This is a genomic window from Cupriavidus nantongensis (assembly GCF_001598055.1).
GTDB lineage: Bacteria > Pseudomonadota > Gammaproteobacteria > Burkholderiales > Burkholderiaceae > Cupriavidus > Cupriavidus nantongensis.
Genome location: NZ_CP014844.1, coordinates 2,784,208 through 2,809,949, shown reverse-complemented (window position 1 = coordinate 2,809,949; position 25,742 = coordinate 2,784,208). Strand labels below are relative to the sequence as shown.

Annotated in this window: 31 protein-coding genes; 17 read left to right on the top strand and 14 right to left on the bottom strand. The window is 60.6% G+C overall.

Annotated elements, in window-relative coordinates; all coding sequences use genetic code 11:
- Positions 1–18 precede the first annotated feature (18 nt).
- The 13 genes from A2G96_RS12915 to A2G96_RS12860 all read left to right on the top strand — a co-directional run bounded on the left by A2G96_RS12915 (position 19) and on the right by A2G96_RS12860 (position 15,260).
- Entirely contained in the window at positions 19–1,407 is a 1,389-nt protein-coding gene (locus A2G96_RS12915) for a helicase HerA domain-containing protein (RefSeq protein ID WP_062799758.1), read from the top strand.
- Positions 1,408–2,221: 814 nt separating this feature from the next.
- On the top strand, positions 2,222–2,719 hold the full coding sequence (locus A2G96_RS12905) for a hypothetical protein (protein WP_062799754.1): 498 nt from the start codon (positions 2,222–2,224) through the stop codon (positions 2,717–2,719).
- A gap of 12 nt (positions 2,720–2,731) precedes the next feature.
- On the top strand, positions 2,732–3,370 hold the full coding sequence (locus tag A2G96_RS12900; RefSeq protein ID WP_082818948.1) for a DNA topoisomerase: 639 nt from the start codon (positions 2,732–2,734) through the stop codon (positions 3,368–3,370).
- 1 nt (position 3,371) lies between these two features.
- Positions 3,372–3,800, top strand: coding sequence for a hypothetical protein (locus A2G96_RS12895; protein ID WP_062799750.1), 429 nt, complete (start codon positions 3,372–3,374; stop codon positions 3,798–3,800).
- Between the two features lie 12 nt (positions 3,801–3,812).
- Positions 3,813–4,040 carry a hypothetical protein gene (locus A2G96_RS12890; RefSeq protein ID WP_062799748.1) on the top strand — a complete coding sequence of 76 codons (228 nt, stop codon included), beginning with the start codon at positions 3,813–3,815 and terminating at the stop codon, positions 4,038–4,040.
- A gap of 2 nt (positions 4,041–4,042) precedes the next feature.
- Entirely contained in the window at positions 4,043–10,585 is a 6,543-nt protein-coding gene (locus tag A2G96_RS12885) for an LPD1 domain-containing protein (protein WP_062799745.1), read from the top strand.
- Between the two features lie 7 nt (positions 10,586–10,592).
- The gene (locus A2G96_RS33330) at positions 10,593–10,787 is read left to right on the top strand and encodes a hypothetical protein (protein WP_150124130.1); all 195 of its coding nucleotides are present in this window, start codon (positions 10,593–10,595) and stop codon (positions 10,785–10,787) included.
- Positions 10,768–11,181: a hypothetical protein gene (locus A2G96_RS33325; RefSeq protein ID WP_150124129.1), complete on the top strand. Its 414-nt coding sequence runs from the start codon at positions 10,768–10,770 to the stop codon at positions 11,179–11,181. Before A2G96_RS33330 ends, A2G96_RS33325 begins: the two co-directional genes overlap by 20 nt.
- Entirely contained in the window at positions 11,153–11,629 is a 477-nt protein-coding gene (locus A2G96_RS12880; RefSeq protein ID WP_150124128.1) for a hypothetical protein, read from the top strand. The genes A2G96_RS33325 and A2G96_RS12880 overlap by 29 nt, the downstream gene beginning before the upstream one ends.
- 18 nt (positions 11,630–11,647) lie before the next feature.
- Positions 11,648–12,154 carry a hypothetical protein gene (locus A2G96_RS12875; protein WP_062799741.1) on the top strand — a complete coding sequence of 169 codons (507 nt, stop codon included), beginning with the start codon at positions 11,648–11,650 and terminating at the stop codon, positions 12,152–12,154.
- Entirely contained in the window at positions 12,151–13,353 is a 1,203-nt protein-coding gene (gene traW / locus A2G96_RS33320) for a conjugal transfer protein TraW (protein WP_167354364.1), read from the top strand. The genes A2G96_RS12875 and traW overlap by 4 nt, the downstream gene beginning before the upstream one ends.
- Entirely contained in the window at positions 13,343–14,296 is a 954-nt protein-coding gene (locus A2G96_RS12865) for an ADP-ribosyltransferase-containing protein (RefSeq protein ID WP_150124126.1), read from the top strand. Before traW ends, A2G96_RS12865 begins: the two co-directional genes overlap by 11 nt.
- Before the next feature lie 145 nt (positions 14,297–14,441).
- The gene (locus A2G96_RS12860; protein ID WP_150124216.1) at positions 14,442–15,260 is read left to right on the top strand and encodes a prepilin peptidase; all 819 of its coding nucleotides are present in this window, start codon (positions 14,442–14,444) and stop codon (positions 15,258–15,260) included.
- Positions 15,261–15,336: 76 nt separating this feature from the next.
- Here A2G96_RS12860 and A2G96_RS12855 read toward each other — a convergent pair whose 3' ends face one another.
- The 3 genes from A2G96_RS12855 to A2G96_RS12845 all read right to left on the bottom strand — a co-directional run bounded on the left by A2G96_RS12855 (position 15,337) and on the right by A2G96_RS12845 (position 18,454).
- Positions 15,337–15,792, bottom strand: a complete 456-nt coding sequence (locus tag A2G96_RS12855; RefSeq protein ID WP_062799733.1) for a hypothetical protein — start codon at positions 15,790–15,792, stop codon at positions 15,337–15,339.
- Positions 15,793–15,872: 80 nt separating this feature from the next.
- Positions 15,873–17,006 carry an AlbA family DNA-binding domain-containing protein gene (locus A2G96_RS12850; RefSeq protein ID WP_062799732.1) on the bottom strand — a complete coding sequence of 378 codons (1,134 nt, stop codon included), beginning with the start codon at positions 17,004–17,006 and terminating at the stop codon, positions 15,873–15,875.
- Between the two features lie 344 nt (positions 17,007–17,350).
- Entirely contained in the window at positions 17,351–18,454 is a 1,104-nt protein-coding gene (locus A2G96_RS12845) for an IS5 family transposase (RefSeq protein ID WP_062799342.1), read from the bottom strand.
- A gap of 345 nt (positions 18,455–18,799) precedes the next feature.
- Between A2G96_RS12845 and A2G96_RS32540 the strand changes: the two genes are divergently transcribed.
- Genes A2G96_RS32540 through A2G96_RS12835 form a run of 4 tightly spaced genes read left to right on the top strand, consistent with a single transcriptional unit; the run spans position 18,800 to position 20,387 of the window.
- Complete coding sequence (locus A2G96_RS32540) at positions 18,800–18,994, top strand: hypothetical protein (RefSeq protein WP_197672292.1); 195 nt, start codon at positions 18,800–18,802, stop codon at positions 18,992–18,994.
- Between the two features lie 6 nt (positions 18,995–19,000).
- Positions 19,001–19,531, top strand: a complete 531-nt coding sequence (locus A2G96_RS32535; protein ID WP_082818946.1) for a PAAR domain-containing protein — start codon at positions 19,001–19,003, stop codon at positions 19,529–19,531.
- Positions 19,528–20,088 (top strand): DUF4105 domain-containing protein, encoded by a 561-nt coding sequence (locus tag A2G96_RS12840; RefSeq protein WP_062799730.1) that lies wholly within the window; start codon positions 19,528–19,530, stop codon positions 20,086–20,088. Before A2G96_RS32535 ends, A2G96_RS12840 begins: the two co-directional genes overlap by 4 nt.
- Positions 20,089–20,090: 2 nt before the next feature.
- Positions 20,091–20,387 carry a hypothetical protein gene (locus tag A2G96_RS12835; protein WP_062799728.1) on the top strand — a complete coding sequence of 99 codons (297 nt, stop codon included), beginning with the start codon at positions 20,091–20,093 and terminating at the stop codon, positions 20,385–20,387.
- 90 nt (positions 20,388–20,477) lie between these two features.
- On the opposite strand, the gene A2G96_RS32530 is transcribed toward A2G96_RS12835, so the two are convergent.
- The 11 genes from A2G96_RS32530 to A2G96_RS12785 form a co-directional block, all read right to left on the bottom strand.
- Positions 20,478–20,909: a helix-turn-helix domain-containing protein gene (locus A2G96_RS32530; protein ID WP_082818945.1), complete on the bottom strand. Its 432-nt coding sequence runs from the start codon at positions 20,907–20,909 to the stop codon at positions 20,478–20,480.
- A gap of 75 nt (positions 20,910–20,984) precedes the next feature.
- Positions 20,985–21,230 (bottom strand): hypothetical protein, encoded by a 246-nt coding sequence (locus A2G96_RS12830; RefSeq protein WP_062799726.1) that lies wholly within the window; start codon positions 21,228–21,230, stop codon positions 20,985–20,987.
- 8 nt (positions 21,231–21,238) lie between these two features.
- Entirely contained in the window at positions 21,239–21,421 is a 183-nt protein-coding gene (locus tag A2G96_RS12825; protein ID WP_062799723.1) for a hypothetical protein, read from the bottom strand.
- Positions 21,411–22,190 (bottom strand): adenylosuccinate synthase, encoded by a 780-nt coding sequence (locus tag A2G96_RS12820; RefSeq protein ID WP_150124125.1) that lies wholly within the window; start codon positions 22,188–22,190, stop codon positions 21,411–21,413. The genes A2G96_RS12825 and A2G96_RS12820 overlap by 11 nt, the downstream gene beginning before the upstream one ends.
- Positions 22,191–22,214: 24 nt before the next feature.
- The gene (locus A2G96_RS12815) at positions 22,215–22,646 is read right to left on the bottom strand and encodes a hypothetical protein (RefSeq protein WP_150124124.1); all 432 of its coding nucleotides are present in this window, start codon (positions 22,644–22,646) and stop codon (positions 22,215–22,217) included.
- Complete coding sequence (locus A2G96_RS12810) at positions 22,628–22,900, bottom strand: hypothetical protein (RefSeq protein ID WP_062799716.1); 273 nt, start codon at positions 22,898–22,900, stop codon at positions 22,628–22,630. The genes A2G96_RS12815 and A2G96_RS12810 overlap by 19 nt, the downstream gene beginning before the upstream one ends.
- Positions 22,901–23,174: 274 nt before the next feature.
- Complete coding sequence (locus A2G96_RS12805; RefSeq protein WP_062799714.1) at positions 23,175–23,420, bottom strand: hypothetical protein; 246 nt, start codon at positions 23,418–23,420, stop codon at positions 23,175–23,177.
- 154 nt (positions 23,421–23,574) lie between these two features.
- Complete coding sequence (locus A2G96_RS12800) at positions 23,575–23,886, bottom strand: hypothetical protein (RefSeq protein WP_062799712.1); 312 nt, start codon at positions 23,884–23,886, stop codon at positions 23,575–23,577.
- Between the two features lie 77 nt (positions 23,887–23,963).
- Positions 23,964–24,404, bottom strand: a complete 441-nt coding sequence (locus A2G96_RS12795; RefSeq protein ID WP_150124123.1) for a hypothetical protein — start codon at positions 24,402–24,404, stop codon at positions 23,964–23,966.
- Between the two features lie 77 nt (positions 24,405–24,481).
- Positions 24,482–24,778: a hypothetical protein gene (locus A2G96_RS12790; protein WP_062799708.1), complete on the bottom strand. Its 297-nt coding sequence runs from the start codon at positions 24,776–24,778 to the stop codon at positions 24,482–24,484.
- Positions 24,779–25,313: 535 nt separating this feature from the next.
- Positions 25,314–25,661, bottom strand: coding sequence for an outer membrane protein assembly factor BamE (locus tag A2G96_RS12785; protein ID WP_062799706.1), 348 nt, complete (start codon positions 25,659–25,661; stop codon positions 25,314–25,316).
- Positions 25,662–25,742 lie beyond the last annotated feature (81 nt).

Below are 25,742 nucleotides of genomic sequence, written 5' to 3'. Positions count from 1 at the left end.
CACCATCGATATCGAATCATGAGAGTCTTTCTAGGCTACGACGACTACAAGCGAAAACACCAGTCCCAAGACGTGCCCGTCTATTGGGACCCGTCTTCCATCATCAACCCGCACATACTCGTTTGCGGTAAGTCTGGCACCGGCAAGAGCACTCGATTGAAGCAAATGATTGCCGAGGCGGTTGCAACGGCAGGTGATGAATTCGAGCGGTACCACAACCTTGACGTCCACGGCGACCTGGTTATCGAAGGCGAGTCGCGCGTTAGATTCGACGGCGAGACGAGATACGGATACAACCCGTTGGTCCTCGATACTGACCCACGGACGGGGGGCGTGAACCGCCAGATCAATTTCCTGATCTCCACGATCAACCGGACATCCCGAAAGTTGATGGACCGACAGGAGGCGACGCTGCGAAACCTTCTGACAGACCTCTACGCGTTCTATGGGATCCATGAGCGACAGCCCGAAACTTGGGTGCGCAAGGAGATGACCGAAGCGCTGCGCGACGAGATCTGGGAGCAGCGACGATGGAGCGAATTGAACCTCTACTATCCGACTCTGCGAGACGCCATCGGCTTCGCCGAGCGGCGCCTGAAGGCGATGTATGGTGGGCTGAACGGCAGCGAGTCCGGCTTCCGTGCTGTGGGCGCGCTGGAGGCGATGAACAGTGCAGCGGCACGCAAGTACCGCGCACAGGTTAAGCAGGAAAAGGCATTCTCCGTAGAAGAAAAGGAGAAGGCCCAGAAGGAGTTTGACGCCGCAGTGGCCCTCTTCAGGGAGAAGGTGGACGAGTACATTGCCTCCATCGAGAACGGTCTGGAGTTCGACAACTTAATCAAGTACGACAGCAAGGAAACGCTGAAGGGCGTCATTGACCGGTTGAAGAACTTCGAAGCACGGGGCATCTTCAATGCGAATCCGCCGCCTTTCGACCCTGCTGCGAAGGTCTGGTCCTATGACCTGACCAGCCTGTCAGAAGAAGAGAAGACGCTGTTCTGCATGGTCCGCGCCCAGTACATCGCGCGACGCAGGAAGCTGCTCGGAGCGGTGCCCCAGGTAAGGGAGATCCTCGGCGCGGACGAAGCGCACAACCTCTTCGATGATGATCCAGACAGCATCTACGTGAAGATCTGCCTCGAACTGCGGAAGTTTGGCATGGCCCTGTGGGTGGTCTCGCAAGCGCCGTCTCATTTCCCCGAGGCTGTCATCACCACGGTCGGGACAAAGATCCTTCTCGGCATCGATAGCTACTACTGGAGCGCGTCCTGCAAGAAGCTCAACATCGAAGAGAGTGTTCTGAAATTCATTAAGCCATGGAAGACCATGGCGGTGTACCGGGACACAGTAGGCTCGATTGCTTCGAAGTTCATACAAGTCCAACTTCACGCAATGGACACGGCATAGGCCATGAACCGGTTGCGCGCCGCGCGTCACGAGCCATGAACCGGGCAGTTGATTGTCGCGATACAGCGGGCTTTGCGCCATAATTGCGGGCGCTAGCGGAGACCCCTCGGGGACGTTGGCATTGACCCTTGGCCCGCCGTCCCGGCGGGCCTTTTTTTATTCCTCGGCACGAACGCAGAGAGCACCACGGGCCGGGGCTCTCCGCCTTGGCGCCCAGAGCCCCGCAGCGTGCCTTGGCAGCCTGTCATTCAACCGGAAAGGACCGTAACATCAGAATGCTCGAGAAGGCAAAGACCCTCGCCCTATGTGCGCTTGTTATATTGACCCTAACGATGTCGATCCGCGATCAGCTTCCTGCCACTCAGGACGACATCGTAGGCGCCATGGCGAGTCTGCACCATCTCCCGGCTGCGGCCGCAGCCTTGCAGCGCAATCTAGTTCTTCAGCCACATCCCACGAAGGCCGCCTTGCGGCGGATGCGCGCCGAGGTCCTTGACGAAACCACGCGCACAGCCACATCCGACGAATCTCTCTCTAGCGAAGCGAGAAACCGGCTGGCCATCTTGGTTGGGCTCACCTCCTGCGTGGTCTTGGTTGCTCTGCGCATCCTTGTGAGGCGCTTGCAACGTCGTTGGAACACCACGGCCGCGAGAAAATGCAATAAACCGCCAAGCCGGTTATCGAACAAGGATCGCTAGACAGTGCAAGCCCAAACGGCTATATTTTGTTGGTATTATGTATCGTTATGATGATACGAACGGCATGGCTACGTGTACTTGGCTCTGCTCTTCCAAACTTACTTCGGAGAATCGCGATGTCGTACGACCAAGGCCCGCAGCCGATCTTGCGTTGTGTACGCAAGATTGGTGAAAAGTGGTTCGAAAAGGCGGCGTTCTACAAGAATACCAATCCGAACAGCCGGGCTGCCTTCTCCGGTTATATCGATCTGGTCGGGCAGGGGCGTCAGCATGTGTTCGGCTTCATCAACCCTCGGCGTGATGGAGAGGGAGTCGTAATCTCTCTGACTGCCAGCTACATCGACCCAACTTCGGGCGAGATGGGCCGCCGGACGGTAGCCCTTGGAAGCGTTGTGAACCAACGTGCGGACGGCGGTGACGTCTATTTCGACACCATTCTGTTTAACCCGCTCGACGATGATGAGCAGCGCATCGACGACGCGGAGCCGGTGGCGGTGTACGTCACCGACGAGTGCGATTCAGACCTGCACCGGCAACTCGGCTTTCGGGAAGCGCGGCGGCCCCGACCAAAGCGGGAGTCCAGCGCAGACCAACCTCAGCGCTTCGGTGACTAACTCGGCAATCTCATGACGTATTCGGTTGGGCAGCGGCTTGTAGGGGGCCGCGCCCGTCTTCGGGCGGCCGAGACCACACCTCCGCGGCGATACAGCGATGGAACGTTGATCACGGCTATGACCAACATTCACCGCTTCGTTACGAACGAGGCGGATCGCCGCATTCTGCGGGACACGAAAGGGATAGGTACCGATCGGACTCGCGACGCGATCATTGAAACCTTGAAGGCGCGCGGATACCTCAAGGCCGTGAAGGGGGAACTGCATCCGACAGAGGCTGGGATCGAGTTGATCGAGAAGCTTCCACCGGAACTCAGGGATCCCGTAACCACCGCGAAATGGGAGATGGCGCTAGGGCTGATCGCCGAGGGAAAGATGCCTCCTGCCAGCTTTGACGACATGATCCGCAAGATGTGTTGCGCCCTGGTTGAGGGAATGAAGTCAGTCAAGTTCGACCTCTCCAAAATGGGTGCACAACAGGAGGTAGACGCAAAACCCCGCTCCGAAATCGATCATACGTTGCCAGGCCATGGTCAGCCATGCCCTAAGTGTCGAGAGGGGACGATGACTGGCCGCCGCCTCGCGTCGGGAAAGAGGCTGGTGAGCTGCTCCGCTTACCCCGCTTGCAAACACACTTCATGGATCGACTGACATGAGCGCTGGCGCACCTATTGCAAAAACTAAGTACCTATCTTTGATCGCGGATCTGGCAGGGGACAGAGCGCCACCGCTCCTGCTGCTGATTAGCCATGCGATGGGAGTTGTCGAGCTGGTCGGCGCTCACAACGACAGCGACGTCGCTACGTTGCGTCTCAGCGGCGATGTCATCGAGTTCGCCTGCTATCTCGGTGTCCACGGGACCATCTACCCGAGTTTCACCCTTGATGCGGGGTCACGGACACATTCGCTGACAGGGCAGCCTTACACAGAAGACAGCGTCATTCGGCTCCTGCGGACGTGCCTCCGGAGCGCGAGCGCACTGCGGGTCGAGGACGACTCGACCCTGTTCGACCCCGAGGACGAAACGTTCATCGTCGACCCGGCGTTCGAAGAACAGCTGCACGAGTTTCACAATACCTAAGAAGCAATCATTATGTCCCTGGACGAAAACATTGACCTCACCCGCAAGTTGCAGCACGCGGGACAGACGCTTGTCCGGCTGAGCCGTTACGGCGCGCTTGGCATTACGCCAAGCCGTGACAACCTGCAGAAGGCAGCGGACTACTTCGAATCTATCTCCGCGAAGCTGGAGCCCATTCTCAAGAGCGTCGAAGCGACCAAGTCTGTTCAGCGCGTGCGACCCCTCGGCATGAGGGGGTAGTCATGGCTGTGCGTCGCTGGGTCGATCTATCGCGCTACGACGGCGCGGAAATGCTCATTGCAACCGGGTGCCCACCTGACGGCAGACATCGCCTGGCAGTGCGCAACTACATCCGGAGTGATCTTTCGCAGTTCGGTTTCACGAGGCTGCAGGACAATGTCTGGCTCGGAAGCGTCCCCTCGTTCAAGACGAGCGATCTGCGAAAGTGGTTTCCGGGTTTCGACCCAGCTCGTGACGTGCGTGAGTTCGACACCGGGACTTTCCTGGTCGGTTACGAGGATCTGGACCTGGCGAACGCTGACTTCCAGCTCGATGAGCTGGTCGCGAAGGCCGCAGACCCCCATACCCATCCCGGCCGGGAAGAACAGGCACGTCGAGCACGCGCGGAGGCAACGCCGGAGCAGGTCGCGTCAATCCTCGCGGAATTTCCGAGTCTGGAAGCGTTGCTGGCCGCGAAACGCAGCTACACCGACCAAGCGTCCGAGAGGGCGCTGGAAGGGCTTGCGTTATCGGAAGATGCACAGGAGAGAGCTGATGCTCTACGGCAGCGTTTGGAGCAGAAGCACCACGCGCTACAGAGCCTGGTCGACCGCTATGACGAATTGCGGACGGTAGGACTCGATGCCATCTCTGACTACGACATTCTGATCGCCTTTCACGGTAAGGCACTTTTTGCCCTGAGAGGTTCGCTGAACTATCTGCGCAGTCTGATCAACGACGAGCTTGATCAGATCCTTGCACTGACGGTAGCCGCTCGAGAAGCGGAGGAGCACCTCAGGGCCGGAGCAGAGGCTCGTCAACATTCCGGGAGCGAGCTGCTTGCGCGGAAGGGTGACGTCCTGGTTGATATGCACGGCGAAGACGCGTGGTGGATCAACCATGATGTTGTCACCGCGAATCCGTTCATCGTATTCGTTACGGTGAACCTCGATCAGCTGAACGAGCAGACACGATTCGTCACGGCTGGTGAATTCCTTACCCGGGTCGCAGAGGATCGGGCCTTCCGGGCAACGGGGAGCGATGAATCCCGCAACAATACGACGCCGGGGACCAACATCCATTGGGGAACGCTCGGGCAATGGGTGGCGGGTTGGCGAAGCCTTAACCGGCGTGCGCCTTCTGCAAAAAAGCATGAACAGCTGGAAAGCCATGTTCACGCGCTTGCTCGCAAAGTCGGCATCATTACCTCCGAGTCGAAAGAGTCAGTTCTCGTTGCCGCTAAGCGGCTCATTGAACAGCTGCAGCCGCCTCGAGGAGCGCGGGAGCGTCATCCAACTACGGAGATCCTGCACCGCGTCGGTACGCGGCTGAATGAAGTTCGGAATGCCGCTCGGGACGCGGACTACCGGGACCGGCTCGCGAAGGCTAAGGCCATCGGTGAGGCGAACGGCATGGTCCAGTCGCCCTACAGCGACGGTTCCTCGTGGGAGAAGGGGGACGGCAATGACGACACACGAATTGAATTGCAGGTCTATAGCCCGCTGCATAGCGGGAAGACGAAGTATTCGGTGGTCCGCTTCTTCGGCGGTGAATATGCGAGCGGGACCTACGACACACCGGAAGAAGCCGAGCACGCCATCAAAGCGCGGTCCCGTGCGGAATTCGAGGCCGTCATTGATCCAACCGCAAGGTCCACGGCGCGCATCGCGGCTGCCGAACAGGCTGCAAATGCTGCCGGCTTGGTTCCTTCGGGCCAAGTCGGCTGCGACTGGGCGCATCCAACCCGTAATGACCGTCTTTCGCTATCCGCGCACGCGGGTCCAGGCGCCACCAGTGTGTTCACGGTGTCGCGCCTGAAGGCTGGCAGCTTCGAATACAGCAAGCACGATGAACTGGCAGATGCCCTGAGTGTCTTGTCCCAGTGGTCGCGAGAGCCTGATTCCGTCGATCACCTCGATGACGACTCCAAGACGGCGCGGGTCCATCACTTCGCGGTCGCCATGCGCTCGCTTGGTCTCGAAATGGATGGGCTCGACCCGCGCCGCTGGTCGGTGGACCTGGGCGGAGGACATGAAGTCCACGCCGAACTGGACGCGAGTGGCTCGACGATTCAAGTCCGCCGGCTGGAACGTGAAGAGTGGGTGGAGGAATGGGAGGGGCCGTACTCCGCTGAGGCAACCCGCCAGGTGGGCGATTTCGTCCGCCGCGCCATGGAGGCACCCGCAGCTGAGGTCGAACACGCCGACGTGGACGGAGGCCCCGAGGGGCGCGTCAAGGCTTTGCAGGAGCGGGTTACGCGCTTTGCCTCCGGCATGTCGAGAGCCAAGGACTTCCATCCCGCGGCACGGGCTGAGCACGGGATCGGCGTCGACATAGGGGAGCTGTCGGATGCCGCCCTGCGAGAACTGGCGGACCGGATCGTAAACATGCGGGCCCGAGTCTTCGTTGACTCTGGAGCGTTTGGTCTGTTCAAGCGGGGGCTCAAGAACGGGGATACGCAACCGATGAACTTCGATGCGGTGCTCAGGAAGTACGGGCAGCTGCAACAGTACATTGCCGAAGCCAACCCCGCTGAGGAACGGGTGACACCCCCTATGTTGGTAATGCCCGATGTCGTGGGCGACCAAGCCGCCTCTATCGATCTTGTTCGGCAGTACCGGGACTGGATCAAGGTGGAAACGGAGTTTCGGGTTTCGCGGCCCGTGGTGCCGCTGCAGCGCGGTGATCTGTCGCTTTCCGAGGCATATGCGAAAGTGGTAGAGGTCCTCGGTAGTGACCGATTTGTCGTTGGGATTCCGTCGAACGCTGCGGCGATCACGCCGGAGGAGTTCATTACATTCCTGCGCGAGAGCAAGCCCAAGGCAGTCCACATTCTCGGCGCGCTGGCGGACAGCCGCCTTGCTCCGCGACTGCAGCAAATCGTTGACGCCGGCCTGGACGCAGATATAGAGGTGTCGGCTGACGCAAATATCCTTCGCAGCAAGATTCTCACGAAGGATGCTCCAGCAGAAGGCAGGGCCGAACGCATCGAGCGGGTGCTTAGCCAGGCAGCAATCCAGGCAGATATTGAGCAGGTTCGGCGCGCCAAGGAGCGGGAAGCCGAAGCGCTCCACTCGGCTGCCACGACGGTGGATGACTTCGATGCTGCCCTGGTCGCGGCTAAAGGCGCGTCTTCATTGCCGGATGCCGGCTTCTCGATAGAGGAGGACGGACGGTTCAGGAAAGTGCTGTTCCGAGGCAAGCACGTTTGCACTCTCGATGGAAGGATCACACGTCGCGCCCTCCTGGCGGCGTTGGAGGGCAACGCCCAGGCGGAGCGCCAGCGTGTCGACGTGCTTCTCGAAGTCGCCAGTATTCGCCGAGGCCAGCACGCCGGATTCCGGGGCCTCAGTGACGCGGTCGCAAATGCTGATTTCTTCCTGTCTCGGTATGCCCGGGAGAATCCTGAGCTGGCAAAGGCTGCAGCGGCTGCGTGGCTCGCTCAGCCTGAGCACTACAGTACCGTCAGCGGATTGTCCCCCGCCCGGGTCAAGCAGCTGGGCAACTATCTTTTCGCCCAGCACAAGATCGCGATTGCCAATAAAGAGGAGGAGCGCACCGCGACCCGGACGGGTTCGCCGCCTGCTTCGTCAACGCCCGGACAACCGGACCGTGACGCCGAGCGAATCGCCCGTTGGATCGAGATGTTCGCCGCGATCAAGGTGAAGCTGGCGGCGGATCCGGAATGGCAGGCGAACGCAACGTCGGATCTGCGCGGAACTGGCCCCGATCACACGGGCATAGGGCATCGCGCCAGACTCGTCCTGGAAGCCGCTGTGTCGCTGTTCCCTATCGACAAGGTTAGCGTGGATGACTACGCCGAGTTGGTCAGGATCTGGCAAGAGCATCCGGCACAGTTTGCCAGCTTGGTGAGCGCTCTCAATGGGAGAGTGGAAACGGGTGACTCCCGACCCGAGGGATTGGCAGCCCACGAAGCCAATGAGCACTATCGTTGCGGCCATTGGGTAGTCATACCGGGGTCGGCCGTCGCTACACAGTCAATGGCCACCATCTTGGCTGCCGCGTTCAGCGGTGCTGACCTGCACCACCACTATCGTGCTTTGCAGTCCGGCGACGGCTGGATCGTTGAAATGCGATTCCGCGGGTCCGACCAGTATGAGACCTACCGTAGCGACCTCGATGCCTTCCGCGAACAAGGAGGCCTGGATACGGAGGGGCTGTTCGACTTCATCCGAGCCGATACCCGTCTGCAAGCCGGCGAGCGTGAGCGCTTGCTGGCCTACGCTGGCATCGAACCGCAGGCGGAGGCGGATATCGGTGGTCACCGGCTGACCGAAGGAGAAGCACGGGCTGCGGCAGTGGCCTACGTCGCCTCGCTAATCCGTCAAGATGGGATCACCGGCCCTAATCTGGTGATGCCTGGGATCCAGAAAGGCCACACGTTCCAAACATGGGCGGGTGCGGGGCTCCGCGTTAAGCGAAACCACCTGATGGTGGATGGCCCGATGGGTCACCAGTTCCCACTTCCCGGCCTATGGAAAGACGCCCACGCCGAGATTGCGAGCGAAAAGGCGGATGCCGGCAGCGTGCTGAACGCACAGGAACCGGTGCGCCGCCGCCGTGCAGCGAAGAATCCAGAGGCCGCGCGGGATCGCATCGATGATGCCGGTGAGAAGATCGGAGGAGCCCGCAAGGATTTCTACAACTTGGCCCTTCGCGTGGAAGATTTGGCGGACATGAACGACCGGGAGAAGATGGAACTGGTCACGAAGGACAACGTCTGGCCGTCGCGGTCTCTCGCAGATTATCGTGAGCGGGGCGTCGACGCGAGAGTCGCGCTATTCGTGCAGTCCATGCGCAGGGAGTTTCCTGCTGCTCCCAAGCACATTAGCCATGTGGAAGTCTATGTCGACATGGCGCGGAAGCTCCAGGATCTAGCGGGCAGGATCAAAACGAAGGCCGATCTTTCTGCCTTCGAGGATGGCCTGGTCAGTGCCGGTGTTCTCGTGCGAGAAGAGCGGCCCTATGGGACCTCACGCTCGTTGTCGAACGAGTATTCCGACATGCTGTACGCGGCTTCGCGCAGTGGCTTTAGGTTCGTCAACCGGTTTCTGTTCGATGCTGACGAAGGGTACAGGCTGGCCACCTATCCGTACCACTCCAAGCAGTTCAAGATTGGAGATGAGTGGCAACGTCCCCGTGACATGGACTCGGACGCGTTCTACGATTTTCTGGAGGCTCAGAGGCAGCAAACCGCGCAGAAGCGTAGGCAGACAATGGAGAACCGAGAAAGCGGGGATGCAGACAAGCAAGCACTGGCGCGTCCGCACCTCGCCAACGTCATCCGAGAGGGTCTTCCGGATGAGCGCTATGGCCGGAACGTTTTGCCTGAGGACCTGCTAAATGACTTCGGCTTCCGCGCGTGCGAGTTCGGAAACTGGCTGCCGGATACCGAGCGGCAGGACGTTTTGAATCGCGCCTACGATGCCTTGTGCACGCTCGCACGGGTGCTCGAAGTCGACAAGAAGGCCCTAAGCCTCGAAGGCACCTTGGCCCTTGCATTCGGATCGCGCGGCGTCGGACGAGCCCTCGCACACTACGAATGCGCACGAAAGGTGATCAACCTCACGCGTCTACGCGGGGCCGGATCTCTCGCTCACGAATGGTGGCACGCGTTCGACGATTATGTCGGCGATAAGCTTAAGAAGGAGGCCGCCGAGAAGCGCGGAGCAAACGCCCAGCTTGGCGACACGTACTTCGCATCGGAGCTGTTCCTTGCGGTGCAACGCGGCCGGCGGCGCGGAGATTTCAAGACGGCTATCTACGCGAACTGGAACAAGCTTCCCGCGGAGATGGAGGAGATGGGGCCACTGTTGAAGCTGGTCGATTCGATAAGTACGCGCCCCTGGTCGGACGAAGAAGTCCTGCGCGCAGTGCAAGAAGACGTGGCGAGAGAAGAGCGCGCATTGCTAATCTCGTTGGAGAACATCCTTCTTGCCGCACAACCGAATGCTTCAGCGGAGATTGCCAAGCACACTTGTCGAAAGTATCTCGACCAGTTGCGCCTTGAAGCTACGGACCCGGAGGCGAGACAGTGCAGTTGGGCGAAGCATCCGCTGCAGGAAGCATTGCGAGACCTTCCGGTGGTGATGGATGGAAAGGCCAAAGCGGATCATGACGTTCGCTTGATGGTGCTGGGCAGGCATATCCGTGGCTATATTCAGGCCTACGCGCTTCTCGCTGACGATACGCTGCGCCGCGAGAGCGACCATGCGAAGAAGCGGACCTATACACAGTATGCCGTCAGTGCACAGAATTTCGACAAGAAGAAGGCGCAGCCGTATTGGTCCCAGATGCGAGAGCTGACGGCTCGGGCATTTGAGAGCTTCGTCCAAGACCAGATCGAGGAAAACGGCTGGAGGGAGGACTATCTTGTCCATGGTACCGAGGAATCAGCTCACGAGACGCGGCCACACTCCGCGTATCCCCTCGGTCGGGATCGAGCAACGATCAACACCGCAATGAAGGACTATCTCGACATCGCGCGAACGAAGTTCGAGATGGTCCAGTCGAGCGCTCGAACACCGCGGCCGAAGGCTGCTTAGGACCGATATGACGATGCTGATCCGCTTTCTAAGCGCGGCACAGGAAAGACTGTCCCCGGAAGAATGGGACTACTTCAAAGCGCGGTACATGTCGTCGACGTCGCCACCTCCGCTGGTGGACGGCGGCCGGGCGGCCGAGATGCACGACCGCGTCCTTCGCAAGCTTCGTGAGGGTAAAGGCAATGCCGCGAATTGCCCTTGAGACGGACGAGAGGCGGGTTGCCGGTGGATCCATCTTCAAGCATCTGGCCATCGAAATGCTCGAATTGGCCGCCGCGGATCTAGCGCGGCCATTGCCGGGGCACCAAGATCTAACGCGCGGCGCTCGAGAAGCCAGGCTGAATCACAAGTCTGCAAAACGCTGGATCTCGGCCAGCTGCGGCGACGCCGCAACCATTCCATTCCCCTTTTGCTGCGATGCCTTGGGCATCGACCCACTGGTCGTTGCGGGTGCGCTGCTTGCGGATCCCAAAGGACTGATGGAGAAGCTGCGTCAACTGTCCAGGAGAGAAGAGCTGGGGCAGCGTGAGTTGGAGCACCGTGACGGCACGGTGCTTGCCGTTTCTCATGTCGCAGTACGCCATTCGTCTCGTTGACGGTAGAATACGTATCGTGGCGGCTATACGGAAATATATGGAAACTTTTCGGATTCCAGTGGAGCACCCGCGAGCGCTCGCCGTCTATTACGAGCGGGCACTGGGTTGCTCATTTGTCCTTAACGGACAAGAGTTCGGCCACGATGAAGTCTTTCACCATGGTGGCTTCCTGCCGATGGTCGTGGACCTCGCCAGCCAGTTGAGCGAGCGCATCTTCGGTGCACCACTACGTGCCCGATTCACCGCGTCCGAGCAAAGCATCCTTGGCAGGCGTGTGGAACTGGAGGACGAAGGCACGCAGCCGGTAATCCTTCTCCTATCTCGCGCCGCCGAGTTGATGTTCTCACCTGAGCGAGGAAAGACCGTCGAGTTGTATCCGATGTTCGAGTATGCCTGGCTGCCTCCTGAGCAGCGTGGTCGGGCGAGCTGGCGGCCGATTGCAATCTAGGGTCAAGAGAGGGCACGAATGAAGGTGACACTACGCGCTCGCTGCGTGACGGTAGCCCTGCTTGCCGCGAGCGTAAGCCCGTACGCAAACGCGGCCGCACAGGCCTGTGACATGTCAGCGGCGATGGAACAGAAGCGGCAGGAGGAGCGTGACCGGCGCATGAAGAACATCGACTCGCAGCTGGAGGTGCTTCAGAAGGCTAACGATCTGATGAAACTCTGCCTCGAGAATTTCCCGAGCTATCCAACGCAGTTGCCGTCGACCGCACTACTGCAGGAGGCGTTCAAGGTGCTGCGAAAGTCGACCTGCGAGGAGTTAAGCAAGAAGGCGCAGCAGAATTACGATGCGGCGGTGCAAGCTGCTCGAAATGCAACAAACGAGGCGGTGAAGGGCGCCACGAACGCCTTACCAGGAGGCCTCGGAAACAGCCTTCCCGGTGTGATCAACGGGATCGCGGGTCAAGGCAACGCAGCATCTAATGGTGGCGGCGGCCTCGTGGATTCTCTAAGGAGGTTCTTCCAGTGAAGCGAAAACTCCTAGCCCTGAGCGCGGTCATGGCGACGACGGCATCGCAGTCCGCCTTCGCCGTCTGCGACGGATGTGTTGTTGCCGCAGTCCAAACTGCGAATGCCACAATCACGGCCGCCGTTGCTGCTTCAACCACGACAATTTCGACCGCGATCAACCTGCTCAGTACCAATCTGGCAAACGTTGGTTCGAAGGTCTCCGACGCGGTTGTGCAATCTGCAAATCAGCAGCGCGAGCTGCAGATCGAAACGCAACGACGAACCGAGAAGGAGCGTGTCGAGCGGGAGACGGAGCTACCCATTGACCCATGCTCGAACTCGAGCGGGAACTACGCGAGCCAGGCAACAATTTCTACAGGCGGCAAGTCGTCAGGGTACAAGCGCGGCGGTGGCGGTGGATCCTCAGTCAGCAGTCCCGTGCTCAGCAAAGCGTTGAACGATCCCTTCCCTTCCCCCGAAGTAGCGCGCAGGCAATCCCACGCCATCCATATGGCGAAATATTGCAACGCAGTTGAACAGCGGTTGGGCTACGCGGGCTGCAGTGGTTCCAGCATGCCGGATGCCGACGCAAACGTCGAATCGATCCTCACCGGCGCGGGCAAGCCAGGCAAGGACCCTGAGCTTACTTTCTCGACCGAGCAGGAGGAGGCCGCACGCGCGTACGCGAGACTGTCGCTCGACCCCCACCCGCCCCAGAACATAACCAAGGCCGAGGCGGCCACGGAACAGGGCAAGAGCTATATCGCCCTGCAGAAGATGTATCAGGCGAACATGAGCGCAGCAGAGAAGATCCAGTTTGACCTGATTGCCTCTCGCATGCCTTTTCCCGGTAGCAACCAACTGGTTCAGGAGATCAAAAAAGCGGACCACGCTGCCAAGTATTTCGACATGACGGCATCAAAGCAGGCCAAGAATGGCGCGATGAGCCTTGCGGAGATGATGGACTTCGAGTCGGGTCGGCGCTTCCGTAATCCGTACTGGGTGATTGCCATGGCGGCCGAAGCTAGCCCAGAGAAGCTGCAGCGCGAGATGGTCTTGATGCAAGCCTATTCGAATGAACTGCAGCTCCAGAATCTGCGGATGATGGAAAAGGTGGGCGTTGCACTTGGCCAACTTCTTGCGGCCCAGACGCGGGCCGAGATGCGGCCGTCCATCGAGGCACAGCTTCTGCGAGCACAGAGCACGAATGCCAGATAGGAGACGACAGGAAGACGGAGCGTTCCCGCATACCAAGGTCGCCGGGCAAGATGGTTCGCTTCTGTCTGTCTACCACGGTACGAAAGCCAACTTTGCACAGTTCTCGAGAGATGCAATTGGCAGCGGTGCGGATTCCGAAACAAGTATCGGGGACTATGGGGACGGCTTTTATTTCACGAATGATCGCGAATATGCAGAGGCCGTGGCAAGGGGAGTGCAGGGCGAAGGAGAGCCCCGCATCATTGTCGCCCACCTGGATATCCGCCGCCCCATCACAAAGGCCGAGATGGTGGCGATACCCGAGGTCGCGGGAGCGCTGGTTGACCCCTACCCGGGCGAGAGCGTTGTACAGCTTCTGATGAAGCTCGGATACGACGGGATAGTGGTCGACGGCGGTAGGGAATATGTTGTTTTTGAGCCAGCACAGATCAAGATCGTAAGCAACATGACGATTGCCGAACACATGAACCAGAGCCAGGGGGCAGCAGCCCTACCGAGCCTTGTGCCAAGCCCAACGGATGCCATCGCGGCGTTTCGACGGGCGCGCGTCCAGACGGCGGTTGAATCGATAGCCGCCACGACACAGACCTTTGCCGCAGTGGTGGATGACTCGGTATCGGGTGAACGCGCGGCTTCGGCCTCGGTGAAGGCACTGGTGAAGGCCTTCGTGGCCAGTTTCCGCGCGCTGCAGGAGACACAGGACGCCGCCAAGGCGGCGGGTGTCATCAGCCACGACACCTCCAGCGCAATCAACGGCGTAATGAAGGGTATCCGTGGGGATTTCGAACAGGGCGTCGGCCGCCTCCGTGCGGAAGTGGACCGCCTTGAGGCGCATTCGCCCGGTGACTTCGGCGATTTCTGCCGGACTGCACAGGAGAAGCTAAGCAAGCTCGGCGTCTTCTGGAAAGACGCCGCCAAGAACGCGCCAGCCATGAAGATGTAGGGGGCAGATGCTATGGCAACCCCGGTTGAACAGTGTGGCCGCTAACGTGACAGGCCAATATTTCTACGTGCCCGCGGCGCATGCTCAATGGGAGGTGGCCGCTATCGCGGTGCAGCCGCTATGGTTCCAGTTCGGCGTCGTGGTGATGCTCGGCCTGCTGGTCGGCAGCTTTCTCAACGTCGTAATTCACCGCCTGCCGCGCATGATGGAGCGAGCGGAGGCCAACTATGTTGCTTCGCTGCGCAACGAGCCGCTGCCTTACCGGGATCGCTTCGACTTGGCTATGCCGCGCTCCCATTGCCCGGATTGCCAGCGGCCGGTTGCGCACCGGCATAATGTCCCGGTGATTGGCTTCCTGCTGCTGCGCGGGCGCTGCGGGGCCTGCGGAGCGCCAATCGGTTGGCGCTATCCGGCCGTCGAGGTGACTGGTGCCGCGGTCGCCGCGGCTGCACTGTGGCAACTCGGACCGACCTGGCAAGCGGCTGCCGGCATGGTGCTTGGGTGGTCGCTGCTCGCACTGGCGCTCATCGACGCGGAATCCTTGCTTCTGCCTGACCAGATCACGCAGCCGTTGCTCTGGCTGGGACTGTTGGTCAATGTCTGGGGCTTGTTCGTGCCCGCCACTGATGCGATTGTCGGCGCGGCGGGTGGCTACCTGATGCTGTGGGGCGTCTACTGGCTGTTCAAGCTGCTGCGGGGCAAGGAGGGTATGGGTTACGGCGACTTCAAGCTGATGGCTGCGCTGGGTGGCTGGTTCGGGTGGCAGGCTCTGCCGGCGCTGCTGCTACTGTCATCGCTCGCTGGTCTCGTCTGCGCGCTGGGCACCGGCCTTGTGCGCTCTCTCGACCGCGACCGTCCTCTTCCTTTTGGCCCCTGTCTTGCAGTGGCCGGCATCCTGGTATTGCTGGGCGGCGACGATTGGCTATTGCGCGTCATCGCGGCCGCCTTTCCATGGGTCCGTTGATGCAACCTCTGCCCTGTTGCGGCTTGCCCCTGTGCGACGTGGCCCCCATGCGGGGACATGAGAGGCAACTGTTTATTCAGCCTGCGTACTTTTCCCAGCGCTTCGTCGCACAGCGCTCGGGTGACAGCTCGTTGTCGGTTCCGGCCACAATCGAGTCCACAAGGCGTAGGTGCTCGGCCATATAGGCGTCGAATTCGGAGGGAGACACCCCGCGGTAGAGGGCCCGCATCCACCACCCGTAGACGATGGCTAACTTGCCGTCTTCCGCGGTGTAGCGGGCTAGGTCTAGTGGGCGATCTTGATAGGCGAGATTCCAGCCCACTGTCTTAAGCAGTTCACGTGCGACCATAGGCATACTGCCTTGGGCCAAAGCCGCATGCTCGGCCTCGTGCGAGCGCACGTCCTTGGCCTCACTCGTGACAAACGACATCCGGCAGACCCTGCAGGTCACCAGGTGGGAATCGGCGCGTCCGTTAGGGTTCGTCACCATGTCCGAATGGGCGGTGTGGAATCCTTGGATCTTGGGTGGCATAGAAGCTCCTTCGATAAAAATGAGGGCCGGCACATCCTCACTGTGTCGGCTCGATGGTCGCGACGCCGCGCGCCGAGGTGCTAAAAGTACCGCGAGCGGATGCCGTCCCTTCCGAACGCGTGATGAAGCACCACGCGAAGCTCTTCCAGCAACAATTCCATCGCCCCTGCATCAATCTCGCTCGGGTCAAGATAGCGTGCCGGCAGCGGCAGCGTATCTTCCCTCGCCGCGTTTCCCCACGTCGAATAGCGCGGTGGTTCATCCCGTAGCGGCTGCATGCCCTGCACGCCCACCAGCGTCACCGCGAATTGGAAAGGGCCCGCAACGGCGAGGTCGCTCACGCCCTCCAACCAGCGGGGAAGCAATGTTTCGACAGTAGCCTGCAACCTGGACAACGCGAGCCCGGGATTCCCGACGTGGGGATCCAACGCTAGGAACGACTCTAGCGCCCCGTTCCGGAAGATGTGGACATAGTGTGTCGATGCGGCATCATGCTCTTCGCCACGGTGAACGATGCCCTCAAGGTGATGCCGTGGGCCCCAGCCGTTTCCACGTGCCGGCAAAAATGCGGGCGACCTTGCCGCGGTCGCTAAGTCGATGCCAGCCGCCGTGCCGACCGCACTCAGGGGATAAAGGTGGATCAGCGCCGCAGGCTCAGCTGCCACCACAAGAGGCAGACGATTCGCGTAGTACCTGGAAATCCGCTCGTTGCGAAAGGCCTCCCATACCTGGGCGGCGTGGTCCCGCGCCAGGAAAGCCTGGCGTAGTCCGAGAATGTCGTACTCGCTGTTAGTGCTATCGCCCCGCACCATGAACCGGCGTTGGCCGACTGTGCGGTGAGGCCCGGACCAGCTCTGCGGCACACGAATTCCCACGACATGCCGTCCGTCAGCGACCGGCACGCAATCAATGCGCAATCCCGATAGCCGTGGCTCTAGTCCGGTCTCCACCATCTGGATCAGCCGTAGACGCAGTGCATCGGGGTCCGCCACCTCCAGGCCGGGCAGACCCGAGACGCTCCCCGCCTCCTCGGCCACGCCGAGCAGAAGCCATCCACCTCGCGCATTGGCGAATGCGCAGGCGTCTTCAATCAGACCCCGGCGATGATCTGCGTTGTCGGCGTTGAAATCCGACTTGAAATCCAGCTCGGCCGACTCACGCGCGGCACTGTCGAGTAGCGCCTGCAGTACGCCATTATCGAGTCGTGTCAGCATGAACTGCTCCTTCGCTGTGGCGGCGCATGCCGCCTAACCTGTCGTCGGCGGTGGTGCGTTGGGAAATGGAGGGCGGCATAAGTAATGATCTTCTTTGGACAGTGCAGACCAATAAGGCCAGATACCGGCAAAGGGGCCAAAAACGAAATCACACAGCCTGATGCAGCCGTAACTTGCGGAGCCAAGCGATTCCCCTAGCAGGTTGCTGAAGTACTCCCCGTACAAGAGGCGAGGCTTCCCCCTGCAAGGCAGTAGGCTTGCGATTTTTCACAATCTGGAAGCGGGACGTCCCTACATCGATTTTTTCGGCGGTTTGGCGCCCGATTCCGGCCTCATTACCGCGATTACTGCAACTGCGGACGGATTTGTCCCAGTGAGCGCATGCGCACGAGGTTGTAGGCGGCCATGCTCAGCACGAACATCTGGTCGACTCGCTTCAGTCCACGCACCATCACCTGGCGCATGCGCCCGACAGTCTTGACCCATCCGAAGCCTTGTTCGATCAGCTTGCGCTTTTGCTGCGAAACGGCATACCCGGCGCTGCAAGCAATGGCATCAGGAACGGCCGAGCGGCGCCCCGAGGTGTTCTGTGCCACGTGGGGCGTCACCTTCAGTTCCAGGCAGGCTTGAATGAACTCTTGCGCGTCGTAGCCCTTGTCTGCACCCACCGTGATTTCGGTGTTCGGGTCGTCCGTCACCTGTCGGGCATCGTTGAGCATCACCTTCGCGGCCTCGCGCTCAGCATGTCCGTCCGCATTGGTCACCATGGCGCTCACCACCAGGCCGTGACGGTTGTCGCTCAGGGTATGACCCATATAGCGAAGTTCACTCGCAGTTTTGCCCTTGCGGTACAGCTTGGCATCGGGATCGGTCTTGGACTCGTGCGTCTCGTTGCTGCGCGTGCGACCTTTGAAGTTGGCGCCGTCGTTGTCGTCCTTGTCGTCGCCGCCGTCCTTGCGCACGAAGCTCTTGTGGCCTGCCCACGCCTGAATCAGCGTGCCGTCCACGCTGAAGTGCTCGCCCGACAGCCAGTTCTTCTTCTGCGCGATGGCCAGCACCTCGTTGAAAAACTGGATCACCGCATCATGCTTGATCAGCCGCTCGCGGTTCTTGGTGAAGACCGTGGGCACCCAAACGGTGTCGTCCATCGACAGCCCGATGAACCAGCGAAACAGCAGGTTGTACTGCGTCTGCTCCATGAGTTGGCGTTCGGAGCGAACGCTGTAGAGCACCTGCAGCAGCATGGCCCGCAGCAACTTCTCCGGCGCGATGCTGGGCTGGCCACCCTTGATATCGTCCTCGTACATCTGTGCGAACAACCGGTCCATCTTTACCAGCGCCTGGTTGGCCATGGCGCGGATCGAGCGCAGCGGGTGGGACTTCGGCACGAAATCATCCAGCCTCCGCATAGTGAACAAACTTTCCGTGAAGGTATCTGCGCCGCGCATGAAAGTGGAGTTGGATGGGTTCCTCAAATCAACGCTTCAGCCAGTTGTCGCGCTGACGTCCACCGGAGGTATTTCAGCGGCCTGCTAGGGGTCTCGGCCGCTCTGTCTGATATATTAACGCAGCCCGCCTGTAAACCTTGGTTGCAGCTTTCAACCTGCTACCGCAGGCGGTCCGATAAAATAAAAAAACGCATGATAATGGTCAATATTCGAAAGCCTCTCTTGATTGCGGCCGTCTTAATCGCTGTCGTCTCCGGCGTGGGAGGCTGCGGGCGGACGGGAAGCCGTGCTGCTGATCTGTCGATGGCGGAACAATACCCTGGCCCTTGGAACGAGTCCTTCGACTTGGAGATCACCCAAGCCTTGGCAGCGAACCGGATCGGTGGATGCGGCCAGTACCGTTTCCGCCGACATTACCAAACGCCAGGCGAGGCCATCGTCGAATGCACGCGGGACGGGAATAGTTGGCAGGCCTATCTGGTCTTTGCTACCACCGGAAAAGTGATGGGGCCATACGCCCCAGATCCGACGTTGCGCTGATCTGCCATGAAGGACATCGTGCGGGTCGGTGATCGAACTGATCATGGTGGAACTGTGATTGAGGGCTTCGGCACAACAACCTCCGGCGGCAAGCCTTGGGCCGGCGTCGGCCACAAGGTCGTGTGCCCAAGGTGTAAAGGAGCGTTCCCGATTATCGAGGGACATGCGCACATCACGGTGGATGGTGTCCCCGTGGCAATGCATGGGATGAGGACCGCCTGTGGTGCGACACTTCTTGCCACGCCCTCCACAACAACCGGCCAACATCCGCTCCCAGGCGCGGCAGCGGGAGTGGCCACCGCTTTCCTGAACAGCGCCGGCACGACAACTGCACTGCCTCCTGCGTTGCTGCATGACGATCTGTATGTGCTTCGCGATGCTGGCACAGATGAGCCTATCGCAAATGCCGATTACGCGATCCGACGTGCCAACGGCGAGCTTGAGTATGGCCGAACGAATAGGCGAGGGCAGACCCATTTGCTGAGCGCGGTAGCCAAATCCGAACCCATCGAGATCTTTGTCGAAGGGCAAAGATGAGCGAGTTCGTCAAACACCCAAGCGGCAAGACGCTCTACCTGGCCGCCAAGCGCAAGACTACACCCACGCCCGCGAACGCCCCTAAGTCCATCTACCTGGACCGCGAGATCATTGAGGTCCAGGTTTTCGACAGCATTCTGGCCAATCCCGCAGCGGTGATGGGCCACGCAGCAATCGAGGTACGCGGCATTAGCTACAACCGGCAGCTAGATGGTTACCATCGCGAGCCTCCGTGGCAATACATTAGAGAGCAAGCCTCGGTACGAGACATCATCGGCGTACGCTTGTGGGTAACACCGATGGAGGCGAATAAGCTTCAGCAAGAATTGGAACGCCGCGTAAAGGAAGGGCGCCGATATAACCTGCTGAATAACTCCTGCTCTACCAACACCGCTGAGGCCCTTGAGCTGATCGGCATCATGGCCCATGACCCGCGTGGCCTGCCAACGCCCATCACCCCTGCGGAGCTGTTGGCCGCAGTGCGCAAATCAAGCCGGGTCGTCGGCGAGCGCAAGTACCCCAAAGGCTGGAAGGCAGGCGCCTCGGAGAACTGGTGACCATGAAACGAGCGGTAATAGTGTTGACGGCGTTTGCCGCGGTGGGCGTCTTATTCTGGTGGATCTTCGGGATGCGTGTCGATCCAACGCCAAGCGTTACGACTAGCGCGGTAAAGCTGTACGCAACGGAGGCAGACGCGAACGCGCGTACAGGCGATATCGCGACGATCCCTGTCGGGGCGAAGTGCTACACGGTTAGAGTCGGTGGCAAAGCAAACGCGATCCGGGTGCGCTGTGAAGACCCGAAACTGGAAGGATGGGTCCGCGAGTTTTACTTCTTCGACCCGCCACCGTTCTAGGTCAGCGGCGCTACGGCAGACGGCAAGGCAGAGAAGGGCATGCGGGGATCGGCCACCGGCGCAGCACCCGCATTTCTACCCTTGATCGGGTTATCTTCGAGAACCGCGGTGTGGCCCAACGACGCCAGACACCGGGCCGCTTGTGCTGCTCCGTCGCGATTCCCACCGTCGGACGCTCTGTTCGATAAAGTCGTCGATGCGCTCCAACTCATCCGCATCCATCTGCAGCACTCGGTCCCTGGAGACCCGAAACGGCCATCTGTCTGACGGGGCTTCTTCCCCTGGCGTCTGCGTTAGCTCGAATCCAATAGGCAGCAGGATTCGAGGATCTATGCCAAGAACCCGAGCGATGAGTGCGACCTTTGCCGGCCGCGGTGATGTCGTGTTGGATTCCCATTTTTGAACGGCCTGAGGCGTAACCCCAAGCTGTCGCGCCAACTCGGACTGGTTGAGCCCGCGCGCTTCACGCGCTCGTGCAATTGCCTCTCCGATGCTACTGGGGGTGTTCGATGTCGATGCCATGTACGGAACGCGTGCGGATGCGGTTTTCTGTCGGCCAGCAGGGGGACGGCGCTTCGGTCTTACGCTGCATGTCGCCTATGGCCCGCGATCATCGCCTTGCGGCTCGCAATCGAAATGCGCGGCTGCATACAGCGCATTGCAGCCCCACACTTGCTTGTCGTCTCGATAGAACACGCACCACTTGCCGTCGCTGACGCAATCGGCCTCGGGAAACACGAGGCTGTGGCCGTTCATGGCGGCCAGCAGCTTGTTGGGTTCTCGCGTGCGGATCCGGTATCTGCCGGCCGGCAGAGGGGCCGGTGCTTCCGTCTTGCGTTGCATGTTCGTTCCTAGGCGAGTTCGTATTTGGTGAGCAATTCGGCTTTCCGTGATCCCTTCCGCCGCCGCTCTGCCAGCGCGCGTTCGCTCGGCACAATGCTCGGATCCGAAGCAAGCGTGGCGTCGTAGCGCTCTGTCTCGGCCACCAGTTGGATCTGTTCGCGCAGTTCGCGGCGCGCATCGCTAAACACCATGTGCGGTACTCCTTTCAAGATAGGCTTGGCCGTTGCTGGCTGCGCTGGCACGGCGAGGTAGGGATTTGGGTAATCGCTCCAGCGTTGGATGCGGTATTGCATGCTCGTCCAAGGCACAGCGCAGCACGAAGTTATTGCGCTCTGCCGCCGTCGCTCGGTCGCGGTAGTGTTCGGCGGTCCTGGCTGCATAAGCCAGTCGATTGCGTGCCTCCTTCAGCTGCCGGTGCAACAGGTCGGCGTCGCCGACCCTGGCGAACAGTCGCACCATCAACGCAAGCTCACGCTCCCTGTTTGATGCAAGCGACCAAGGGGTGAAATCCCGCTGGTAGCTCTTCTCGGGCAAGCGAGGTGCCAGGACATGGCCGGCGCGGACCCGCAAGGCGCGTCCGTCGACCTCGATCAGCCCCCATCGGGGCGGCAACTCGTCGGGCCTTATCAGGCCAGCTGGCGCGAGGTAATAGCGAAACTGGCCCATGCCAGCCGCCGGTTCCTGGCGGTGCGGCTTCTTGGCGTCTGCGAGGAAATCGGCCCGCGACACCTTGACTTCGACCACTACCGAATGCAGCTCCTGGCCGACGGCGCGAAAGCCAATCGCATCGGGGATCTCGCCCGCATCGGCCGCCTGACATTCGCTGACCGCGATGGTGCAGCCTGGGCCTTGCCTGCTTTCCGACAGCTGCAGCCACCGCACCGCGCGCACGCACAAGGCGGCGTGCGCTTTGTCGTGGCCACCTTGGCGCACCACGCTTGGAATTTCCGTTGTCATCATCGTTCGTAGTCCACCCCGCCTCAGTTAGGTCGTGCGGGCAAAAGCGGCGATGGAACTTTCGACCGCCTGGATTGCCATCGGTAGCCCCGTGGGATCGAGCGCACGTTCGGCAATCAGCGCCAGCGCCCCGCCGTGTGCTGCCTCCCATCGCATGACGAGCGTGGGATCCAGCCCAAGCCGGCCGATGAGGTATTCGTTGATGATCAATCGTGGCAGGCGTTCGCGCGCGACAGACTGTGCGAGGTCGGAAACCTGGCCGCTTACCCGCAAGGCGGCTGCCAGCCATTGAACCTGCCCGGCACGCGCTAGGCGCCGGCAGGCCAGCAGCGCCGGCTCCGCGATCTCGTCAACCGTGCCGCCGTGGCGAAGGCGCGCATGCAAGGCGGACACCAGCCCATCGAAATTGATGGCTGGCTCGGCGTGGCCAGCTTCAGGCACTACGGTTGTTTTTTCCATTGTCGCTCTCGATCGAGGTCGGCCAGTCCAGCGCCGCCGGCGCGATGACGGCGGACCATGCCCTCCGCCTGTCGCGCGCTGGCGGTGCGGGCTTCGTCCTCGGTAAAAAACAGCTCCGGCGTGCGGGCCGGCTCGGCGTGGCCGTCCACGATCCCGGCGTTCCGTACGTCGCCCGCCGCCATCCAGAGGCGGATTTCGGGGACATGGGTGGCATCGGGGACGATGCGGAAACCGAGATAGTCGTAAGGCTTCATGGCAGTCATTCCAGTGGTTCGGATCTTGGGAATGATCGCGTCACGACTGCGGCAGGTGGGCGCTGGTTGCCTTCGGCTTGCCGGTGGTGCCCGGGCGCCGGCGCGCGCTCATGGTCGCCAACAGCTCGCTCAATGTCTCCTGCGCGGCGGCGCGAGCCTCGTCCCACGCCCGCCCGCTTTTGCGGACGAGAACGCCATGCCGATAATGCCAGTTATCGGCAAAGGCGCACAGGCACGAAAAGCCGCCCGCGGGCGGCTCGCCAGGCGCATTTGATTACTTCCACACGTCCGAGGCGTAGTTGACGACTTTGTTCAACGCGGCCTGCCGCTGATCGTACTGGCCAAAGGCTTGCCATTCGTTTTCCAACAGCGCCTGGATCTCCCACTTCGATTGCACAGCCGAGACCACGCGGAATTCCTTGATACGGGTGAAAGGCACAATGCGGTAGTCCGATTCACCGTCAACCAGGCCGAATGCTTTCGCATCCGCGAGTTGCCACACCTTGAGCGTCTTCGACATATTTTCTCTATTCTCGGCTACCGGCCGGTGCGGGGCGCGTGGAGCGCCTGTCTGCCCCGAAGGGCGTTTTCCTTGGCGTCGGTCCCTCACACGCTTCCGGGCGCCACTGCGCCAGGATCCCGCGGAAGTGCTGCTTGCGCCGGCGCCATCATGCTCACGCCTTGCCCTCTTGCCGGCCCGCATCTTGTGCCAAGGCTGCCTCCGCGGATGCTTGGGGAGCGTTTGGTGTTTGCGACGACTTGGCAGGAGCGGCGAAAGCGAAGTAGGCGGCGATGGACGTTATCAATGCCCACGCATAGATCCATGGGACGTCGATATCGAAGCTTTCGAAAGCGGCTTGAGCGATCCACATCGCCGGTCCAAGGCTCCCGATGATGAAAACCGGAGAGTAATACTGCTTGGCGACGCATTGGTAGGCTAAATAACAGATGCTGACGATCGTCACAAATTGCGCGATTGGCTCCATCGTTTTCGGTTCCTCCCGGCTGCCGGCCGGTTGCGAGGCGCCTTAGCGCCTGGTGCCCTGTTGGGGCGTTTTCCAAGTCATTGTTGGCTTCCCATTGGCGGCGCAACAGAGGACTGAACCTGCGAGCCCGCACCATCGGCAGTCACGAGTGCCCACGCAATTAGGATTGTAACCACGGCCGAGTAAGCCCCCTTAAACCAGCGATACCAGGGGTGCCTTTCATTGACGGTCCGCCTTCGCATACGCCTCAGATGGGCGCCATAGAGCGGATCGTGCAAGCCCTCTTCGATTTCCTTGCGCACGACAACATTACGTAGGTGAAAAAGGCCCACGGCAACGGCGAACCAAACCAGGCATGTCAAGACACCCGCCGGCCGCCAAAGAACCGATATCACGAGCGCTAGAGCCGGGGCCCCAAGCCAGAAGGCGAAGAACAGCAGGATGCGCGGTCCGGCCGCCGGCACCTCATACTTGCCGATATAAAGCGATTTGGAAGCTACCTCATGTGCGGATGTCATCGTGGAACTCTCGAACTGCTGACCGGTGCGGGGCGCCTGAGCGCCTGGTGACTGCCTAGTGGCCTCGAGGGGCGTTTTCACTGGCGAGCGGCTACCCAGCTCTCGCCTTCTGCATGCGCGTCCAGAAAGGCCGCATCGGTCAGGTACGCGCCCCAGGCGTCCTCCGGGCGCGCACTTTCCGCCTTGGCCAGCCAGCTGGCCCGTTCGTCCTCCGTCAGCGCATTGAACCACTCGATACCGCTTCGGCGTTCCGCTTCCTGGTCGACGGGGAACACACCGCCACCAACCTCGTTGCCGTCTTGCAGCAGCCGCAGTTGCCATCCACCCCCCACCTCCGACCGGCGCGGCTTGATTTCATACGCATAGGTCGTCATCAGTTTTCCTCGTGCTGTGCGACGTTTTCAGCAGTTCGCTCATCCGAGCCTCCGCGGTGGCGGTGCCCTCGGTTGGAGCTTTTTTTGTCGGCTGCGGTCAAAAAAAAGCCCGCCGGGGCGGGCAAAGGGTCAATGCCAACGTCCCTTATGCTGCATTTCATGCCGCCGACGTGGGAGATACCCCGATTTTCCACGGGGGCCTTGACCCTCAGAAGCACCAACGTCTCCCCTCCGACAGCTTTTGAAAGCCGTACGCGAGCAACTGGTGCCGGCACCGTGTCCGAAATGCCATGAGCCTAAGCGGATTGATGCGGAGCAGCAGGTCGGCACAGCATTCGTCCGCTGTCTCGCCTGCGGCCATAAGGGCCCGGAACAACTCAAAAGGGGAGACCTAACCGACCACGTCTTGTTGCTCGCAGCGGTTGGGGCTTGGAACAACCTGGCGCGATAGGCCGGCCGGCCAGCGTGCTTCTGCCTCTGACCGAGGTCACTGGCACAGCCCCGTCTACGAGAGAGGGGTTATTCCCTCTCCACCCTACAGACGGTTTTCTCCCTGCTGGAATTCCTTCACCACCCCCTTGCCCGTGAAGCGGAATACCAGACTTGATTCCTTCATGCTGTTGCCAAGCATGTTGGCAAATGGAATGTACGCGAGGGCACCGGTCTTCACGTTCTGATACGACCAGATCTGCTCCCCCTTTTCCAGATACTGAACGTTGCTCGGACGACCAAAGATCCGTTCCACATCTTTGGTGGTGGTAACGCCCGGCTTGATCATCGCGACCTTCGACTCGTCTGTGATGGCATTGCTCGCGCCTGTGGTCGTGCAGCCGGCAAGAGCCGCCGAGATAGCCAGTCCAATAGCCAGAATGGTCCTATTCATGAGGTACTCTCCCTTTGATTCTTGTGAACTCATACGACGAAACCTGGATCGCCGACACGACAGGATAAACCACTTACGAAA